Below are 18,798 nucleotides of genomic sequence, written 5' to 3' on the forward strand. Positions count from 1 at the left end.
TAAATTTATATCTTTGTAAACTTAAAATCAGAAGAAAAATATGAGTTTATTTGATATGTTTACGCAAGAAATTGCGATAGACCTTGGAACTGCTAATACCCTAATCATCCATAATAATAAAATTGTTATAGATCAACCTTCAATTGTTGCAATTGAACGTTCGTCGGGTAAACCGATTGCTGTCGGTGAGCAGGCTAAGCATATGCAAGGTAAAACTCACGAGGATATCAAAACGATCCGTCCTCTGAAAGATGGGGTTATCGCTGATTTCCACGCTTCTGAACATATGATCAAGGAATTTATCAAGAAAATTCCTGGTATTAAAGGTAAATTCATACAACCTGCATTACGAATCGTAATCTGTATTCCTTCTGGTATTACTGAAGTTGAAAAAAGAGCGGTAAGAGACTCTGCTCAGAAAGTCAATGCAAAAGAAGTAAGATTGATCTACGAACCAATGGCTGCTGCTATAGGGGTGGGGATCGACGTACAAAAACCTGAAGGGAACATGATCATCGATATAGGTGGTGGTACTACGGAAATAGCTGTAGTGGCCTTAGGAGGTATCGTATGTGATAAATCTGTAAAGATTGCCGGAGACGTATTTACCAATGATATTGCTTATTACTTAAGAACACACCATAACCTTTATATCGGAGAAAGAACTGCTGAGAGAATCAAAATTGAAGTAGGTTCTGCAGTTGAAGATCTTGATGTAGACATCGAAGACATCCCGGTACAGGGTAGAGATCTTATCACTGGGAAGCCTAAAGAAATTATGGTGGGATATAAAGAGATTGCCCGTGCCCTGGACAAATCAATCATCAGAATTGAAGATGCGGTAATGGAAACCCTTTCTCTTACTCCACCGGAACTTGCAGCGGATATTTACAAAACAGGTATTTATCTTGCCGGAGGTGGTGCTTTATTAAGAGGTCTTGCAGACAGAATCCACAAAAAAACAGGTCTTCCTGTATTTGTAGCGGAAGATCCGTTGAGAGCTGTTGTTCGCGGAACAGGGATTGCACTTAAGAATATGGATAAATTCAATTTCTTAATTAAATAATTTTAACCTTTTACGACGATATATCTGAATGGGATTTTTGCTGAGATTATTTTCGAAGAATACTCTTTTCGTCTTCTTTATATTCCTGCAAATTGTTGCTCTGGTTCTCATATTCTCCAGAAATGCCATGCAGAGATCCTGGATAGCGGGCCAGACGGCTGCCGTAAATTCCTGGGTTTCCGGATATATTGATGAAGGAGTTTCTTACCTGAAGCTCAAGCAGATCAATGAAGATCTTGTAGTGCAGAATAAAGCCCTTATGGCGGAACTCTATGGAAAAGACGGGGCAAAAGTTCCGGTGTTCAAAAGAGTTCATGATACTATTGGTGGCGGTCAGATCTATACTTTTGTAGACGGAGAAATTGTTTTTAACAGCATCAACAGAAGAAATAATTATTTTACGATCAACCGTGGCCGCAGAGACGGGGTTTTTCCTCAAATGGGTGTGATGGCGCCTAAAGGAATCGCAGGAATCGTAATCAATTCTACAGATAGCTATGCATTGGTTCAGTCGGTGCTGAGTGTAAGCAAGATCAGAATTAATGCCGCACTTAAAAATTCAGGATATTTTGGAACTTTAACATGGAACGGAGATAACTCCAGGGTGATGCACCTTGCAGATATCCCGAAATATGTAGCATTAAAGATCGGAGATACCGTAGTTACAGACGGAAAATCAGCTATTTTCCCGAAAGGTGTTACAATCGGGACCATTGCCGGATATTCCGTAGACAATAAAACCGGATTCTGGGACATCTCGGTTGAGCTGAGCGAAAAAATGGGATCGTTGAATAAAGTATACGTAGTAAAGAATCTTAAAAAGGCAGAAGTGCAGAAGATTCAGGATACTATGCAGGCTGTAATAAAAAAAGAAAATGATTAGCAGGACTTTATTTACCGACATATTGATTATGATCTTCCTTGTCGCATTACAAATTGTTGTACTGGACAGGATTACTGTTTTCGGGAAATATACACCGGTATTATATCCTGTATTCGTCATGTTCTATCCCTTTTTCAGAAATAAATTTCAATTCCTGGCCCTAAGTTTCCTGATAGGTCTTTCTATTGACGGATTCCATTATTCATGGGGTATCAATGCATTTGCAACTACTTTGATTGCTTATTTCAGAACATTGATTTTCAGGACTTCTACAGATACGTCTACAGACTTTTTTTCATTTCAGTCCCTTCAATGGGCGCAGTTTTTGCTGTTTTTATTTTCAAGTATTTTTCTGCATCAGCTTCTGGTACAATATATTGAGTTCTTTAAGCTCAGCAGATTTTTTGAAATATTATTTAATGTGTTGGTGACCAGTGTAATTTCATTTATATTTATAGTTATTTACGCATTAATATTTAAAATCAAACAAAAAGTTTGAACACACGTTATTTTAAAATTTTTTCCATCCTCGTTGCTATCGCCCTTATTTTTGTGGCGAGGCTTGCGTATTTGCAATTGTTTACAGACCGTTACGCATTGAATGCGGCGAATACTTCCATTAAAACCGAATATATCATCCCGCAGCGTGGCGTTATTTTCGACAGGAACGGGAAGATCATGGTGGGAAACCAGCCGGCCTATGAAGTTTCTTTTACACAGGCTTTGATGAAACCTGATTTTGATACCCTTGGATTCTGCAGCCTGATGAAGATTTCTAAAAATGATTTCATCAACAGGATCAATGTTATCAAAAAAGAGAAATATTACTCCAAGCTGACTCCGATGACCTTCCTGAAAGACCTCAGCAGGGAAGATATAGCAAGGGTCCAGGAAATCATTTTCAAATATCCTGCTTTTAATATTGTACAGCGTCCACAGCGTCAGTATGAAGTGTCCACTTCCGGTAACCTCTTAGGATATACCAGTGAGGTGAATGATCCTGAAATTAAAAAAGATTCTACTTATTACCTTCCCGGCGACTTTATCGGGAAAAAAGGGGTTGAAAAGTCTTATGAGAAGGAGCTTCGTGGGGTAAAAGGAGTGAAATATATTCAAAAAGATATCAGACTCCGTAATATTGGTTCCTATAAAAACGGTACTCTTGACAAAGATGTCATTACCGGAAAAGATGTCACTCTTACCATTGATTACGATCTTCAGAGAATGGCTGAAGAGATGCTGGTGAATAAGCATGGTGCCATTGTTGCCATCGACCCGAATAACGGTGAGATTTTAACACTGGCTACTGGTCCTGATGTGGATCCGAACCTGTTTACCGGACCTTACAAATCCAAGAATATTTATGCTTTAAATAAAGATACGGTTTACGAGAACAAACCTATGTTTGACAGGTCGGTTCAGGCTGCGTATCCTCCAGGATCTACATTTAAACTGCTGACGGCCCTTGCGGGAATGCAGATGGGAGTAATGGATGAAAAAACGATTTTCCCATGTGGAGGCGGATTCTATTATAGAGGTTTAAGAATTAAAGGACATGGCGGAGCTGATCCTCTGATCCCTTCAATCCAGGTTTCCAGTAACTGTTACTTTTCGCATGCTTACCTGGCGATCATGAATAAATATCCCGGTAACCCTTCAAAAGGGGTTGATGAATGGAAAAAAATCATGAACAGTTTCGGGGTCGGAGAATTCTTAAATAATGACCTGGCATCAGGAGCAAAAGGAAGAATTCCGAGTGGAGAGTTCTACGAGAAAAGAATGAAATCTATTCTTAAGGCAAGCGGATCAACAAAAGATTATAAAAACTGGGATCCTTTGGCTACAGGAGCTGTTTTCAACGGAATGGGGCAGGGAGATGTAATGCTTACTCCTTTACAGATGGCCAATTTCGTAGCGGCAATTGCCAACAAAGGCTGGTATTATACACCTCATATCGTTAAGGCGATTGATGGGAAAGCCAATCCGGACCCAAGATTTAAAGTAAAACATAAAACCCTTGTAGATGCCAAACATTTTGAGCCGGTATTGAAAGGAATGGAAGCCGTGGTTTTAAGAGGAACGGCGAGAAGCTTAAAATCGAATGATTTCACTCAGCTGGCAAAAACAGGTACTGCGCAGGTTCCACAGGGAAAGGATAACTCAATTTTTGTATTGATCGCTCCTGCAGACAAACCTAAAATTGTTGTTGCTGCAGTAATGGAACATGCAGGATTTGGTGCTACATGGGCAGGGCCGGCATGTACGGTAATTGCTGAAAAATTTATCACCGGAGACCTTAAGAGAGAAAATCTTTACAAGAAAATGACCTCAGCGAGTTTTATGCCTGAGTATAAAAGGCAATGGGTGGCGGATCTGAAACGTAAAGGTCTTTATGTTGATCCTAAAATGGATTCAATTAAACGTAAAAGAATGCAGGACAGCCTTGAGTTTGTAAAACAGCAGAAGGCCAAACTGAAAAAAAGAATAGAAGAAGAAACAAAAAATAATAGCACTGCTAAAAAACCGGCAAAAGAATGAAATGGACTGAAGGAATAGATAAATTGGGCCTTGGGCTGTATTTCCTGCTTTGCATTTTTGCCATTGCAAATATTTACAGTGTTGACCAGAAATTAGGAGAAAAGCAATTGATTTTCTTTTGTATTTCACTATTTGTGGGGCTGATCATATTTGTTGGAAGAAGTAAGTTCTTTGAGAATATGGCTGGCATTATTTATATAGGCGGAGTTCTTTTGCTGATAGGACTATTTCCGTTTGGTAAAGAGATTCTGGGTCAGAAGAACTGGTATAAGTTCGGAAGCTTTACCATGCAGCCCGTTGAATTTGCCAAGATAGGAACCGCATTGATGCTTGCAAATTATGTATCAAGCCCGGATTTTAATCTTAAAAACAGAAAATCCCTGCTTACAGCACTTGCTATTATCGGAATTCCGGCTGCAGTTGTTCTTATGATTCCGGATGTAGGATCTATGCTGGTATTTATTGCATTCTTTATTGCCCTGTACAGGGAAGGCTTAAGCGGCCTTCTGTTTGGAATAGGATTTATTTTTGCGGCTGTTTTCCTTATTGCATTGGCTATACCACCTGTATATGTTGCGGTGGCGGTTTTATTGATTGCCGGTGTTCTGATTGCTATGAATTATCACAGAATGTCCTGGGATATCATTACCATTTCCGGAATTGCCGGATCAGTTCTCTTATTGTGCGGGCTGGCATTTGGTTCACCTTACATTCTGGAAAAACTTCCCAAGCACCAGAGAGAAAGAATCGAGGTTCTTTACAAAGGAGAGAAAGCGTTCAGGGATACATCGGGTTATAACTTATTATATTCTAAAACAGCGATTGGTTCCGGCGGTCTTACGGGTAAGGGTTATCGTGAAGGATCGGTTACCCAGGGGAAATTCGTTCCGGAGCAGGAAACCGATTATATTTTCTGTACAGTAGGTGAAGAATGGGGATTTGTAGGCAGTGCAGCGCTTATTCTTTGTTACATGGTGTATATAGGAAGAATCTACTATCTGGCTGAGGGGCAGAAATCTACTTTTAACCGTGTATTCGGATATTGCTTTGCATCGATTCTGCTGATGCACTTTTCGATCAATTTAGGGATGGTTATGGGGCTTTTCCCTACGGTAGGGATTCCTTTGCCGTATTTCAGTTACGGAGGTAGTTCCTTATTAGCTTTCTCTATGATGACCTTTATTTTCTTTAAGCTTAATTATTCGGATAAGAATAGTCTGGTGTAATCAATTTCTTTGGTAAAAGCTAAAGGATATTAACCTGCCCAAAACTGCGTAATTGTCGGAAGAAATTATTGCGTTGATAAATCCATATATTGTATGAAGGAGATTTATATTTTAGACGAAAATTTTGAAAACACAGACTTTTCACAAAAGGTTTTAGAAAAGGGAGAATACGAAAACTGTACATTCAGAAACTGTAATTTTGAATACTCAGACCTGTCAGGGATCAGTTTTTCAGACTGCGATTTTATCGGCAGCAATCTCAGCATGGCGAAACTTGCTTCAACGGCTTTCCGCAATGCTTTTTTCAAAGAATGTAAAATGCTTGGCCTGCAGTTTAATGATTGTAATGGTTTTGGTTTGTCCTTTAAATTTGATGGGTGCTCCCTTCATAATTCCGTTTTCTATCAAACCTCAATAAAGAGAACTGTGTTCATCAATTCCAAGCTGATTGAAGTGGATTTTACAGAATGTGACCTGTCTCATGCAGTGATTAGTAACTGTGATCTTTCCGGAGCCACTTTTGATCATTCTAATCTTGAAAAGGCAGATTTGAGGACTTCCGTCAACTATTCGATAGATCCTGCTTTAAACAGGCTTAAAAAGGCTAAATTTTCGCTTTCTGAAGTCTACGGACTGTTGTATAAGTTCGATATTGAAATTGATAAGAACAGCTGATACCTCAGACGACAAAGTTATTGCGTATAAAATATCAATATTAAATCAATAGAAGCGGGTTTTAACCCGCTTTTCCTTTAAATATATATTCCATTGGCTTCAGCCTGAATTTATCGTAAAATACCACATATAAAAAAACCATCAGAATTCTGATGGCTTCATTATTTAAATCAATTATTTATAAAATTAAAAATTTGCGGGTGTAGCTGGAGTTACAGCGGCTAAGTTATTGTAAGCTTCTCCTTCTTCGTTGATCACTCTTTTGGCAAATCTGAACTTAGGTCCCCAGTAAGAGTCGTTCAGTGAAGAGATCATTACTCCTTTTGATGTTGCTGCGTGGATAAATTTAATCTCTCCCTCTTCAGTAACACTTTCTACAATACCTACGTGAGAAATTCTTCTTCCATGAGAAAAGAAGATTAAGTCTCCTTTCTGTAAGTCTCCTTTTTCCACTCTTTCTCCTTCCTGAGCCTGTGAAGCCGCTACTCTTGGTAAGCTAAGGCCTGCTGCTGCTCCGAATACAGAAAGAACAAAAGCTGAACAATCAATACCTCTTCTTGTAGTTCCTCCGTATCTGTAAGGAGTTCCAAGGTATGTTTCAGCTTCAGTAAGGATACCGTCAATGGTTTTATTGTATTTGACTGCCTTGGCAATCTCAGAATTCTTAATTGCTTTTTTAGCATTTGCGATAGATGCCGCCTTTTCAGCAAGGAAAGAGTCTATTAATTTCTGCTTATCCTGCTCCATTTTTTTGCTGTCTATAGAAGCTAGTTTGGCATCCGTTTTGTATTCTTTAGTGTAAGTTGCTGGTTTTGAAACTACATAATTAGTAGCACACGATTGCAATGAAACTGTAGAGACTAAAGCAACTAAATAAAACAAAACTCTTTTCTTCATATATATTTGATTAACCGTGTTAAAAATGGAATATTTATTTTCAAAAGCATTACAAAAGTAGAGATTCCGAGCAAAAGACCCCTGTTATGATAATTATCAGGATCTTATTTTAACACTATTTAACATATTATTTACATATGTTAAAGAAAAATAAACCGCAACCCCCTATTTTTGGTGAGTGTGCGGTTTTTTTTATTAAGATTCTTTAACAAACGCTGTCGATATTCTTCTATATATCGGGTTTAGAAATGGAAAGCTTTAATTTTCAGCGGTGTTAAAAAAACAAAATAAATTCTACGAAAACCGTGAATTGATGGTGCTTTCAGGACTGTTGTGCTAATTGCTTTAAGTTATGTATTGCTGGTCTGTATAATATTTGGATTTGGAAAAACAGACGATTAGGAAATATTGGGTTTTAAGAAATAGGATTTGCCATAATGGAGATAGGGTATAATAAAAAATCCCTCAGAAAAACTGAAGGATTTAAACTAATATGGAACTTTACAGGTGTTATTTTGTGAACAACATTTCTCTGTATTTTGTCATTGGCCAAAGCTCATCGTCCACCATCATTTCAAGATCATCAGAAGCTTCTCTGATAGGATCAAATAAAGGTTTTACTTTGTTGCAGTATGCTTCTGCCTGCTTTTGGCTGTCTGTTATGCTTTTTGCCGCTTCTCTGGCTTTGATAAGATCTTCAACACCAAGCTTGATTTTAGAAACATTTTCTGAAATGCTCGTAATTAAGCTCATTTGTTCTTTTGCTAAAGATTTGAATTCCTTGTCACCAAAGATTTCTTTAAGACCTTTAACGTTTTCAATGAGCCTGTTCTGATAATTCAGGGCAGATGGGATGATGTGATTTCTTGCAATATCACTCAAAACTCTGGCTTCAATATCAATAACAGTAGAATATTTTTCTAATTTGATTTCGTTTCTGGCTTCAACTTCCCTGTGGTTAAATATTCCCATCTCTTCATACAGATCCAGGAATTTTTTATCCATTTCCTGCTTTAATGCTTCAGGAGTAGTTTTAAGATTATTCAGGCCTCTTTTCTTAGCTTCTTTCGCCCAGTCATCAGAATATCCGTCACCTTCAAACATGATGTTTTTACACTGTTTGATGTATTCTCTCAATACATTAAATATCGCTTCATCCTTCTTAAGACCGGTTTCAATTAAAGCGTCAACCTCTTTTTTGAAATCATTAAGCTGTTTTGCTGCAATAGTGTTCATTACTGTCATAGACTCTGCACAGTTGGCAGAAGATCCTACAGCTCTGATCTCGAATTTATTTCCTGTAAATGCAAATGGAGAAGTTCTGTTTCTGTCTGTATTATCTAATAAGATCTCAGGAATTTTTCCAACAACATTTAATTTCAGTTCTGTTTTTTCTTCAGGAGATAATTTTCCGTTGGTTACCTTCTCAAGTTCTTCCAATACGCTGAACAGCTGGCTTCCGATGAACACAGAAATAATTGCAGGTGGGGCTTCATTGGCACCCAATCTGTGATCGTTGCTTGCAGATGCGATGCTTGCTCTTAAAAGATCAGCATATTCATGTACCGCTTTAATTGTATTAACAAAGAATGTTAAGAACTGTAAGTTTTTCTTAGGGTTTTTCCCCGGGCTTAATAAGTTCTCGCCCGTATCAGTAGCTAAAGACCAGTTGTTGTGCTTTCCGCTTCCGTTTACACCGGCGAATGGTTTTTCGTGGAATAAGATATGGAAGTGGTGTTTGTGAGCAACTCTGGCCATGATGTCCATCAACAAAGAGTTGTGGTCTACGGCAACGTTTACTTCTTCAAACATCGGAGCAAGCTCAAACTGATTAGGAGCAACCTCATTATGTCTTGTTGTTGCAGGAATACCTAATTTCATACATTCGATTTCCAGCTCCTTCATGAAGTTCATTACCCTTGTAGGGATAGAACCGAAATAATGGTCATCCAATTGCTGCCCTTTTGCCGGAGAATGTCCTAATAAGGTTTTACCTGTAAGTACAAGGTCCGGACGGGATTGGTATAGTGCTGAATCTACAAGGAAATATTCCTGTTCCCACCCTAGAGTAGGAGTTACTTTCGTTACGTTTTTATCAAAATACTGCATTACATTGGTTGCAGCTTCATCCACAGCGTTCAGTGCTCTTAACAGAGGAGCCTTGTAATCTAATGTTTCCCCTGTATAAGAAATGAAGATCGACGGAATACACAATGTAGTTCCCATGATAAATGCCGGAGAAGTAGGATCCCAGGCTGTATATCCTCTCGCTTCAAAAGTATTTCTGATTCCTCCGTTCGGGAAAGAAGATGCATCCGGTTCCTGCTGAATCAGCATGTTTCCACTGAATCTTTCAATCGCTCTACCTCCTTCAATAGGGGTAAAGAATGAATCGTGCTTTTCTGCAGTAGTTCCTGTCAAAGGCTGAAACCAGTGAGTATAGTGAGTTACTCCCTTGCTCATTGCCCAATCCTTCATTGCTACCGCTACCTGATCTGCGATATGTCTCTGGATTTTTGTTCCTTTTTTAATAGCATCCATAATAGAGCCGAATGCTTCCTTCGTTAAATATTCTCTCATTGTTTCTTCTGAGAAAACATTTTTGCAGAACAGTTCAGATAATTTTGCAGGGATCTCAACAGAGTTGTCTTTTCTGAAATCCTTAAATGGTAGGGTTTCTAATGCTTTGAATCTTAAGGTTGACATATTTGGGTGATTTTTTACAGGGCAAATTTACAAAAAAAATGAATTGAAAATATGTTACCCCTAATTTTTTTAGGGGTGATTTGAATTTTAACTAAAATTTAAACAATGGTTTTATTTTTAAGAGGGGGCTCTAGTGATGCTGAATCAGAATTTATGATTCCTCATCTTCTTGAACCGGGTTTGTATGAATGTTATTTCTAAAAATAATCATATTAATGATCACTGTAATGGCTAAACTCATCACCGTAAATGTATTGGAGCCGTATCCTTCATTACAAAACAGCATGAAAACAGGATACGTTAAAGCTAATGATAATATATAACTTATGTAGAGCTTTCGGAAATATAAATTGAGCAGATACATAACTGCGACAGAAATGAAGACTAAAGGACCTATCCCGTCCAAGAAACCAAACAATCCTATAACAGCACTTTTTAGAAGCAGCAGAAAAATATTGTCACGAAGCATATTATCGTCCGGATTCCCTTCTTTTATAATTAAAAAAAGCATAAGCACGGAGAAATAAAGGAGAATATGACAAATCCATACCTTCCAAAAAAGAGAAACCTGATTTACTCTACCTTTTATCTGGTCTAATATTCTTGATAATATCATGACTATGGCTCTTTGGATTGAATTTCCTTTTTATCTCAAATCCTACAGCTGCGGTTGTATAAATATAAGATTAAAAAAAGAAATATTTATTATTCAAAATCAGAAGAAAAACTAATGCGCTGTCTTATTGTTCAGTTTGCTTTATATATGGCTATTAAACAACTTATTAAAAGATAGTTAAAATAAGTTGAACGGAGATTTTGTATATTTGTGTGAAATTTATTTTATGACAAATTCTAGAGCAAGAGAAACAACAGAGGCTATTGAAAGATTATACATCTCTATGAGACACTTATTTTATAGAGGATTTTTCAAGCCGGGCGGGGTTTCAGGAGAAAGTATCAGAAGTTTGTTGAAAACCATCAATCCGGAGATTTACGGAACTATGAATATTCCGAGCAAATTGGAATTGGACGGTTTGATGTATGTTTTAGACAGGCTTCCGGAGGGGATCGAAGAATGTGCTTTTATTCATCTTACATCTGATGAAGGGTTTGATAAAGGAAGTTTCGAACCTATTGTTCCCAAGAAAAGAAGAAGAAACTGTTATAGAATAGACGAACACCAGATGAATATTGAGGTTCTTTTGGGCCGTTCCGAAATTTATGACATTCTTACCCACCTTACATTCCTATTTATAGAAGCCGATAAAATCCGTAATCTGGCATTCATCCAGGATGAAAACTGGAAGCCTACACGTGCCTTCAAGATTATTGAAGAAGTAGTGAAAGGAGAAAAGAAATTCAGCAGAAAAGAAAAAGAAGTAGCGTTGATTCATCTTTCTTCCCTGATAGGAAGATCATTTGATGAGACATTGAGAGCCTATAATACTTTCGGGGATGATAACAATCCGGACCGTTTATTCAAAATTATCTATAACTTAGGAAAGGTAAGCCTTGAAGACGCTAAAGGGTCAAGAGAAAGAGAAATCTATTTCAGTTCCATATTAAAGGAAAGAGTAGGGCATCACTATTTTGGTGAGAAATGGGCGAATAAAGTAAAAGAAGTTTTATTTGAAAACAATCTTCAAATGCGTCCGCTGCACATCATTTCTGCCAATATGCATTCTGTGAAAAATATGCTGTATGCGAATAATGCCCTTAAAAAGAAGCAGCATAATGAGGTAGACTATACACTGTATGAAGAGATTTCCAACAAGAAAGAGCTGCGCGATAAAGTGTTAAAGTATGCCCTGGATGAAGGAATGATCCACATCGCCGATAAAAGCGGAAGTAATATTGATGTTCAGATTATCGATCTCAGCAAAACGGATCTGAAGAACACGCCGTTTGCAGATGCGAAGTTTTCCGGAGATGATGTCGTTATGGTATTCGATTATGCTTTCGGAGAGCAGGCCTTTGAGGTGATGGATGAATTGCTGAAACCTTTTGAGCATAAAGGAGAAGTATATATGATGCATGTAAAATCTGTTTCCATTATGGGGAAAGCAGGGATCCTTACCGGAGAGAAAGGGGATATCATGATTCCTACTTCTCATATTTTTGAAGGAACTGCAGATAACTATCCTTTTGAAAATGCCTTAAAACTTGATGATTTCAAAGATGATGAACTGAAAGCCTTTGAGGGACCCATGATCACCGTTTTAGGAACATCACTTCAGAACAAAGATATTCTTTCATACTTCATGAATACTTCATGGAAAGCCATCGGTCTTGAAATGGAGGGTGCGCATTATCAGAAAGCCATTCAGGTAGCGTCTAAGATCAGGCACCATATTTCACCGGATCTGTTTGTATGTTACGCTTACTATGCATCAGATAATCCGCTGGAAACAGGAAGTACATTATCTTCAGGTGGATTAGGGCTTACAGGAGTAAAACCAACGTACCTGATTACGTTAAGAATCCTTGAAAAGATTTTAAGAAGCGGAAAAAAAGAAGCTTCTGCCAAAAAATAATTGTAATTCATATTATAATATCTGCCTCAGGTGTATTTTGCACCTGAGGCTTTTTTGTGTTTGAGAAAATTGAAAGGCTTATTATTGTGTATCTTAGAAAGTAAAAATATTAACCTATGAGTGAAGTATCACAATTATCAAAAAGATTCAGAGAAGTTTTGCTGGATGGTCTCTGGATTGCGAATACCAATTTTAAAGATCAGCTTTCAGATGTAAGCTGGGAGCAGGCTGTGATAAAGATAGATTCTTTAAACACGATTGCAATGCTCACTTTTCACATCGATTATTATATTGCAGGGCTTGTACAGGTCTTTGAAGGAGGAGATCTTGAAATAAAAGATAAATTCAGTTTTGATCTTCCTGCTGTAAAATCTCAGGAACAGTGGGAAAGTCTGTTGAATAAACTTTGGGCAGATTCTGAGAACTTTGCATCCTTACTGGAACAGATGCCCGATTCTAAACTTGATGAAGTGTTTGTTGATGAAAAATACGGAACCTACAGAAGAAATATTGAAGGAATGATTGAGCATAGTTATTATCATCTGGGCCAGATTACTTTGATCAAAAAGCTTTTAAAAAACAGATAAAAGTATAAAGGTTATTATTTGTGAAAATTTGCTCAATATGTAATCGGAAAACTGCCTTTTAACAAACCGAATTAAAAATCATCTAAACCATAACAGATAGAATAAAACCTCAGAATAACTCCTATTTGAGGTTATTATTTAAATTACCTACCTTTAGAAAAAATAAAATTTTAAATGAGAAAATCGGCTGCAATCATTTTTGCGTTTATCATTTCACAATTTCAGGCTCAGCAAGGAGCTTATTATCAGCAGGCTGCAAAGTACAAGATGGATATCGATGTCAATGCTGAAAAATTTACCTACCAGGGAAAACAGACTTTAGAATACACCAATAACTCACCGGATGAGTTGAATGTGGTTTATTTCCACCTGTATTGGAATGCTTTCAAACCTAATTCAATGATGGACCAGAGAGTTGCCTCGCAGGGAAAAAACGGAGACTCAAGGTTGCAGAAAGACGGGATCTCAAGGCTGGGCTCCATCCCTAAAGATCAGGAAGGGGCACAGAATATTCACTGGATCAGACAAAATGGGAAAGACCTGAAGTTTGAAGTTCAGGAAACCATCATGAAAGTGTATCTGGCAGAACCTATAAAGCCGAATTCTACTACAACTTTTACAATGGATTGGGATGCTGTGATTCCTCAGCAGATCAGAAGAAGCGGAAGAAACAACAGGGAAGGGGTAGATATGACCATGACGCAATGGTATCCGAAAATTGCAGAGTATGACTATGACGGCTGGGCAACTTTTGATTATATGGGCAGAGAATTCCATGCCCCGTTTTCTGATTTTGATGTAACCATTAAAATCAATAAAGATTATGTAGTAGGAGCAGGTGGTATTCTTGAAAATCCAACAGAAGTAAAAGGATATGATGCTGCAGCTAAGATCAAAACAGAAAAAGACAAAAAAGCGACCTGGAAATGGACAGCTAAAAATATTCTGGATTTTGCATGGAGTGCAGACAGGGATTATTCTGTAGAAAGCTTCAATGTTCCGGAAGGCCCGAAAGTATATCTGGTTTATCAGAAAAATGAAAAAACTAAAGTATGGGGAGAGGCACAGCCTTATATTACCAAGTATTTCCAGATTATGAACGCTCATTTCGGGAAATATGTTTACCCAACTTACGCTTTCATCCAGGGAGGTGACGGCGGTATGGAATACGGTATGTGTACCATGATTTTAGGAGAAGCTAAAAATATCAAAGACTTAATGGGCTTAATGGCTCACGAAGGATCTCACTCATGGTATCAGCAGATGCTGGCAACCAATGAATCTGTACGGCCATGGATGGATGAAGGTTTTACAAGCTATGCAGAGGGTTACACCATGTATCAGTTGTTCCCGGAGCAGTTGCCTAACCCTTTTGTTGAAAGACTGGATGCCTACAGAAAATTTGTTAAAAAAGGAATTGAAGAACCTGCAGTATGGCTGGGAGATCATCATGATAACGGAACTTCTTATACGTATTCTACCTATGTGAAAGGTGAATTGTATCTTGTACAGCTGGGGTACATCATGGGAGAGCAAAACCTGGCAGAAACCCTGAAGCAATATTATGACCAATGGAGTATGAAGCACCCTTCAGACAGGGATTTCCTTCACATTGCACAGAAAGTTTCCGGGATGGATCTGAAATGGTTCCATCATTATTGGATCAATACTACGAAAACAATCGACTACGGAATAAAGGATGTAAAATATGACGCAAAATCTACAACCATTACCCTGGTTAATAACGGACAGGTTCCGATGCCAATAGACTTCAGCGTAATGACTACAGATAAAAAAATTGTAACCTACCAGATTCCATTGAATATGACCCACCACTGGAAAGAAAAAGATGCGTATGGGGAGTTTAAAACAATGCCTTACTGGCCATGGACTCAGAAAGAATATACCATTACTGTTCCTTATACGAAATCTCAATTGTCCGTACTAGGTATTGACTTCAGCCAGAGAATTGCTGATGTGAATATGGAGGATAATTTTGTAGAGGTGAAGTAATTAATACCACAATTATAAAATAATCCCGCAGATAAGTCTGTGGGATTTTTATTTACCCCAAACTGCTGACCAATCCAATACCGGAATGGTTCTTTTATAAGAAGATTTCCGGAATCAGCTTTTTCAGAAAAGGTCAAAAGTTAATGGTCTAAATATATCCAACTGTTCAATGAAGAAAAAAGAAATGACCCGACATCGTATTTTAGTCTATAATGAGGGATTGTTTTTCCCAAAATGATTAATTTTAGGGCTGAAAAATTAACATAGAATTTCTTCTCTTTCTTTTGCAGGATGATGAGGGATATCTTTTGAAAAATATGTCAATGAATTCAATTGTAATCAACGTAGGGAACAGCAATATCAGATTTGGTCTTTTTAATGGAGATAACTGTGATATTTCATGGGTAATCAATACAAAACCCTACAGAACTGCTGATGAACTGTATGTACAGATGCTGATGCTTTATCAGACCTATAAGATAGAGCCAAAAGAAATTGATAAAGTAATTATAGGATCTGTAGTACCTCAGCTTACCAAAGTGATGAGCTCCGGAATCAAAAAAATCCATGGGATTACTCCTGTGATTGTTGACCGTACTACACCTTCCGGAGTTCAGGCAAAATCTAAGCAGATGGGAACGGATATCTATGCCAACCTTGTTGCTGCCCACAATTTATATCCGAACAGAAAGAAAATCGTCATTGATTTCGGAACAGCTCTTACAGCGAGCTGTGTAGCGGAAACAGGAGAAACATTAGGAGTGATCATTGCTCCGGGGATCGTTACCTCTTTAAATTCCCTGATCAGCCAGACCGCCCAGCTTCCTGACATCGAACTGAAAAGACCAAAATCGGTTTTGGGGCTTGATACCGTAACCTGTATGCAGAGTGGTATGGTATACGGCTTTTTAGGAATGGTAGAAGGCTTTATCAACCGCATCAATGATGAGGTAAATGATGATTGTTTCGTAGTGGCTACCGGTGGGGTCTCCCATGTATACAAGCCTCTGACAGATAAAATTCATGTGATGGACAGGCTTCATACCCTGAAAGGACTTTATTTTCTAGGAAAAGACCTGTAAATCTTCATCGCAATGGAAAAATTCCCGATTATAGAAACCGAAAGACTGATCCTTTCCCAACTGGAAGAGAAGGATATACCTTTCATTACTGAGTACCTTCAGCATAGGATTTATTCTGACCTTACTTCTAATATTCCTTATCCTTACACTGAAAATGACGCCATATTCTGGCTGAAAATGTCTAAGGAAGCCTTTGAAAATAAGAGTGGCTATACATTCGGGATTCGAAACAAGGAAGAGGAGCTGATAGGAGCTATCGGACTTCATGACAGGGATGATGATAAGGCAGAACTGGGGTATTGGATTGGAATTCCGTACTGGAACAAAGGATATGTTACTGAAGCGGCGAGAGCTATTGTAGATTTCGGTTTTAAAGAATTAGGTCTCAATAAGATTTATGCTACTCATTTCTTTCATAATCCTGCTTCCGGTAAAATCATGGAGAAAATAGGAATGGAGAGGGAGGCAGTCTTGAAGCAGCATGCCAAAAAAGATGAAGAATATTTTGATCTTGTCATGTATTCTATTTTTAGAAATAAAGAATAAAAGAAAAAACAGCCTAAAAGGCTGTTTTTTCTTTTATGGTTCAATGCTGCATGATACACAGTCATTTCCAGGAATTGGATATACCCAGCCTCCACAACAATCCGGAACAGGCTGTAATCTGCATCCTATTACTTTTTTACCTGTATTAGGATCGGTATATAAACATTGACCAGGCATTAAGCCTCCATTAATCTTTGCAGTTTCTTTTCTTGATAATTTTCTCATGGTATTTTAATTTTAGTTTCATCAAATATAATTAATTATTCAATTGATTGTGTATATGTTTTTAACTTTTAACAGGCTAAAAGATCAAAGAACAAAATAGATCCATGAAAAAAACCTGTTTACTCTTTGTATTGCTTCTGAGTATATCTTTTTATTCTCAGACCAAATTAATCGCTTTTAAAAGTCACAGTGGTGCTTCTTCCCATTTTGCAAATGCGGTTTCCGAAGATCTCTTTACAACAAATCTTTCGAATCTTGGAGCGATTCCTCAAAAGTTTGTAAAAGATGCCAAACTGGATTCTGTCATCATTCTGAATGATGAAGAAAGTATTCTGGTAACGAGTGCTGCGGATAAAATAATTCTTAAAAATGCCACAAGAGAGTGGGTTCCCGGAAGAGAAACCGTAAGAAATCATTCCCTTTTTTCTAAAAAGAATATTGATAGTGTAAAGCAGGTTCTGAAAAAACAGTATCATTTTGTGAATGATATGGACAGTGTTGTGTTTATTGAGTATGATAAACAAAGTAAGACCTACAAAGAGATCAAACCGGTAAAAGAAAAAAAGGAGAAGGAGAAAAAACAAAAAACACCTGGTGGATTATTATTGGGCATTTTGCTGATTTCAGGAGTCTCAGGCTTTTACACATGGAAAAAGAATAAAAAAGACCATGGGCAATAGGATTCTGTGCTGCATTGCAATCTTTTTCCTTCTTTTTATTCTGTTCTTTCCGCTTGACTTTCTGGGGGATTTTCAGAAGTACATATCCTTATTTTTGTTTGAGGATTTTATAGGGATACTTACGGATTCTGTATTAAGAAATGATAAAGTAAGAATTGACCTTTCCTCAGACAGTATTTCTATGTTTATCTTAACCGGGTTGCTGGCTGTAGCTTCCCTGATTTTTTCTTTTCTGATCAGTAAAAAATATCACAGGGTCGTTCTCTCTTTTTCCAAAGAAGCTGTTTCTTTATATCTTATTGTGGTATTGGTAAAATATGGCCTGGATAAAATAGTCAAAGCTCAGTTTTATCTGCCCGAACCTAATATTCTTTATTCCCGCTTTGGAAATCTGGATAGAGACATCCTGTTTTGGAGTACGATGGGGACCTCACATTTTTATTCGGTTTTTACCGGAACACTGGAACTTTGTACCGCTGTATTGATCTTTTTTCACAGAACCCGGGTGCTAGGGCTTTTGATTTCCCTGGGGATTTTCCTGAATATTTTGGGAATTAATCTCGGTTTTGATATTTCCGTGAAGCTGTTTTCTCTCATACTGCTTGTCATGGCTGTTTTTGCTTTAAAAGATGACTGGAAACCTTTGTACCGGTTTTTCGTTTTGAAAAAAGAGACACAGAGAGCAGGAATAGCGGCAGATGACCTGTATAAGCCATTTATGGTCTGGTTCAAAACAGCTTTTCTGGGGCTTTCACTGGTTATGATCACCTTTCCGTATATAAGTTCAGGGAATTATAATGATGACATGACAGCGAGGCCTTTTCTTCATGGAGCTTTCAGAAATGAAAACGAAAATTCAGAAATACGGTATATCTTTTTTCATAGGGAGAGTTATCTGATCTTTATGGACCGGAATGAAAAGATGCGGGACTACCATTATACAGCTGTTTCACCTGGTCATTTACTGCTGGAAGATTATAACGGGGAAAAGATCAGTGCTGAAGTGTTCTATTCTAAAAAAGACAGTCTGCTGATGCTGAAAACTGGAGAAAATACAATACAGGCCAGGGCATTAAACTGGAAAAAAATGAATGCCTTGAGACGGCTTTTTCATGCCAATATAGAAAGTGCCAACTAAAG

The 18,798-nt window shown here is 37.8% G+C and carries 17 protein-coding genes; 13 read left to right on the forward strand and 4 right to left on the reverse strand.

What is annotated here, in order from left to right; translation table 11 throughout:
- Positions 1-40: 40 nt before the first annotated feature.
- The 6 genes from BBI00_RS17155 (at position 41) to BBI00_RS17180 (ending at position 6,388) form a co-directional block, all read left to right on the forward strand.
- On the forward strand, positions 41-1,066 hold the full coding sequence (locus tag BBI00_RS17155) for a rod shape-determining protein (RefSeq protein WP_002982450.1): 1,026 nt from the start codon (positions 41-43) through the stop codon (positions 1,064-1,066).
- 28 nt (positions 1,067-1,094) lie between these two features.
- Positions 1,095-1,949: a rod shape-determining protein MreC gene (gene mreC / locus BBI00_RS17160; RefSeq protein WP_065400082.1), complete on the forward strand. Its 855-nt coding sequence runs from the start codon at positions 1,095-1,097 to the stop codon at positions 1,947-1,949.
- The gene (locus BBI00_RS17165; RefSeq protein WP_065400083.1) at positions 1,942-2,448 is read left to right on the forward strand and encodes a rod shape-determining protein MreD; all 507 of its coding nucleotides are present in this window, start codon (positions 1,942-1,944) and stop codon (positions 2,446-2,448) included. Before mreC ends, BBI00_RS17165 begins: the two co-directional genes overlap by 8 nt.
- On the forward strand, positions 2,445-4,487 hold the full coding sequence (locus tag BBI00_RS17170; protein WP_065400084.1) for a peptidoglycan D,D-transpeptidase FtsI family protein: 2,043 nt from the start codon (positions 2,445-2,447) through the stop codon (positions 4,485-4,487). Before BBI00_RS17165 ends, BBI00_RS17170 begins: the two co-directional genes overlap by 4 nt.
- Complete coding sequence (rodA, locus tag BBI00_RS17175; RefSeq protein ID WP_065400085.1) at positions 4,484-5,713, forward strand: rod shape-determining protein RodA; 1,230 nt, start codon at positions 4,484-4,486, stop codon at positions 5,711-5,713. The genes BBI00_RS17170 and rodA overlap by 4 nt, the downstream gene beginning before the upstream one ends.
- A 93-nt stretch (positions 5,714-5,806) precedes the next feature.
- A complete protein-coding gene (locus BBI00_RS17180; protein WP_065400086.1) occupies positions 5,807-6,388 on the forward strand; it encodes a pentapeptide repeat-containing protein in 582 nt (193 codons plus the stop codon).
- Between the two features lie 186 nt (positions 6,389-6,574).
- Here BBI00_RS17180 and BBI00_RS17185 read toward each other — a convergent pair whose 3' ends face one another.
- The 3 genes from BBI00_RS17185 to BBI00_RS17195 all read right to left on the reverse strand — a co-directional run bounded on the left by BBI00_RS17185 (position 6,575) and on the right by BBI00_RS17195 (position 10,607).
- Positions 6,575-7,285, reverse strand: coding sequence for a C40 family peptidase (locus tag BBI00_RS17185; protein WP_065400087.1), 711 nt, complete (start codon positions 7,283-7,285; stop codon positions 6,575-6,577).
- 510 nt (positions 7,286-7,795) lie between these two features.
- The gene (locus BBI00_RS17190) at positions 7,796-9,991 is read right to left on the reverse strand and encodes a glutamine synthetase III family protein (RefSeq protein ID WP_065400088.1); all 2,196 of its coding nucleotides are present in this window, start codon (positions 9,989-9,991) and stop codon (positions 7,796-7,798) included.
- A gap of 151 nt (positions 9,992-10,142) precedes the next feature.
- Entirely contained in the window at positions 10,143-10,607 is a 465-nt protein-coding gene (locus BBI00_RS17195; RefSeq protein WP_065400089.1) for a hypothetical protein, read from the reverse strand.
- 226 nt (positions 10,608-10,833) lie between these two features.
- Between BBI00_RS17195 and BBI00_RS17200 the strand changes: the two genes are divergently transcribed.
- The 5 genes from BBI00_RS17200 to BBI00_RS17220 all read left to right on the forward strand — a co-directional run bounded on the left by BBI00_RS17200 (position 10,834) and on the right by BBI00_RS17220 (position 16,753).
- Positions 10,834-12,525 (forward strand): DUF6909 family protein, encoded by a 1,692-nt coding sequence (locus BBI00_RS17200; RefSeq protein WP_065400090.1) that lies wholly within the window; start codon positions 10,834-10,836, stop codon positions 12,523-12,525.
- A gap of 116 nt (positions 12,526-12,641) precedes the next feature.
- Complete coding sequence (locus BBI00_RS17205; protein WP_065400091.1) at positions 12,642-13,112, forward strand: DinB family protein; 471 nt, start codon at positions 12,642-12,644, stop codon at positions 13,110-13,112.
- Positions 13,113-13,286: 174 nt separating this feature from the next.
- Positions 13,287-15,125 (forward strand): M1 family metallopeptidase, encoded by a 1,839-nt coding sequence (locus BBI00_RS17210; RefSeq protein ID WP_065400092.1) that lies wholly within the window; start codon positions 13,287-13,289, stop codon positions 15,123-15,125.
- A gap of 323 nt (positions 15,126-15,448) precedes the next feature.
- Complete coding sequence (locus BBI00_RS17215; protein ID WP_065400093.1) at positions 15,449-16,207, forward strand: type III pantothenate kinase; 759 nt, start codon at positions 15,449-15,451, stop codon at positions 16,205-16,207.
- 12 nt (positions 16,208-16,219) lie between these two features.
- Positions 16,220-16,753 (forward strand): GNAT family N-acetyltransferase, encoded by a 534-nt coding sequence (locus BBI00_RS17220; protein ID WP_065400094.1) that lies wholly within the window; start codon positions 16,220-16,222, stop codon positions 16,751-16,753.
- Between the two features lie 33 nt (positions 16,754-16,786).
- On the opposite strand, the gene BBI00_RS23130 is transcribed toward BBI00_RS17220, so the two are convergent.
- Positions 16,787-16,978 carry a hypothetical protein gene (locus BBI00_RS23130; protein ID WP_123843964.1) on the reverse strand — a complete coding sequence of 64 codons (192 nt, stop codon included), beginning with the start codon at positions 16,976-16,978 and terminating at the stop codon, positions 16,787-16,789.
- 104 nt (positions 16,979-17,082) lie between these two features.
- Between BBI00_RS23130 and BBI00_RS17225 the strand changes: the two genes are divergently transcribed.
- Together BBI00_RS17225 and BBI00_RS17230 are read left to right on the forward strand one after the other, a co-directional pair.
- A complete protein-coding gene (locus tag BBI00_RS17225; RefSeq protein WP_065400095.1) occupies positions 17,083-17,658 on the forward strand; it encodes an LPXTG cell wall anchor domain-containing protein in 576 nt (191 codons plus the stop codon).
- Positions 17,648-18,796, forward strand: coding sequence for a hypothetical protein (locus BBI00_RS17230; protein ID WP_065400096.1), 1,149 nt, complete (start codon positions 17,648-17,650; stop codon positions 18,794-18,796). The genes BBI00_RS17225 and BBI00_RS17230 overlap by 11 nt, the downstream gene beginning before the upstream one ends.
- Positions 18,797-18,798: the final 2 nt, after the last annotated feature.

It is taken from the genome of Chryseobacterium arthrosphaerae (genome assembly GCF_001684965.1).
Classification (GTDB): domain Bacteria; phylum Bacteroidota; class Bacteroidia; order Flavobacteriales; family Weeksellaceae; genus Chryseobacterium; species Chryseobacterium arthrosphaerae.

Coding starts and splice junctions, on each gene's coding strand:
- BBI00_RS23130 (WP_123843964.1), bottom strand. CDS start 16,978: ATGAGAAAATTATCAAGAAAAGAAACTGCAAAGATTAATGGAGGCTTA.
- BBI00_RS17185 (WP_065400087.1), bottom strand. CDS start 7,285: ATGAAGAAAAGAGTTTTGTTTTATTTAGTTGCTTTAGTCTCTACAGTT.
- BBI00_RS17180 (WP_065400086.1), top strand. CDS start 5,807: ATGAAGGAGATTTATATTTTAGACGAAAATTTTGAAAACACAGACTTT.
- BBI00_RS17225 (WP_065400095.1), top strand. CDS start 17,083: ATGAAAAAAACCTGTTTACTCTTTGTATTGCTTCTGAGTATATCTTTT.
- BBI00_RS17210 (WP_065400092.1), top strand. CDS start 13,287: ATGAGAAAATCGGCTGCAATCATTTTTGCGTTTATCATTTCACAATTT.
- BBI00_RS17165 (WP_065400083.1), top strand. CDS start 1,942: ATGATTAGCAGGACTTTATTTACCGACATATTGATTATGATCTTCCTT.
- mreC (WP_065400082.1), top strand. CDS start 1,095: ATGGGATTTTTGCTGAGATTATTTTCGAAGAATACTCTTTTCGTCTTC.
- rodA (WP_065400085.1), top strand. CDS start 4,484: ATGAAATGGACTGAAGGAATAGATAAATTGGGCCTTGGGCTGTATTTC.
- BBI00_RS17190 (WP_065400088.1), bottom strand. CDS start 9,991: ATGTCAACCTTAAGATTCAAAGCATTAGAAACCCTACCATTTAAGGAT.
- BBI00_RS17205 (WP_065400091.1), top strand. CDS start 12,642: ATGAGTGAAGTATCACAATTATCAAAAAGATTCAGAGAAGTTTTGCTG.
- BBI00_RS17155 (WP_002982450.1), top strand. CDS start 41: ATGAGTTTATTTGATATGTTTACGCAAGAAATTGCGATAGACCTTGGA.
- BBI00_RS17215 (WP_065400093.1), top strand. CDS start 15,449: ATGAATTCAATTGTAATCAACGTAGGGAACAGCAATATCAGATTTGGT.
- BBI00_RS17195 (WP_065400089.1), bottom strand. CDS start 10,607: ATGATATTATCAAGAATATTAGACCAGATAAAAGGTAGAGTAAATCAG.
- BBI00_RS17200 (WP_065400090.1), top strand. CDS start 10,834: ATGACAAATTCTAGAGCAAGAGAAACAACAGAGGCTATTGAAAGATTA.
- BBI00_RS17220 (WP_065400094.1), top strand. CDS start 16,220: ATGGAAAAATTCCCGATTATAGAAACCGAAAGACTGATCCTTTCCCAA.
- BBI00_RS17230 (WP_065400096.1), top strand. CDS start 17,648: ATGGGCAATAGGATTCTGTGCTGCATTGCAATCTTTTTCCTTCTTTTT.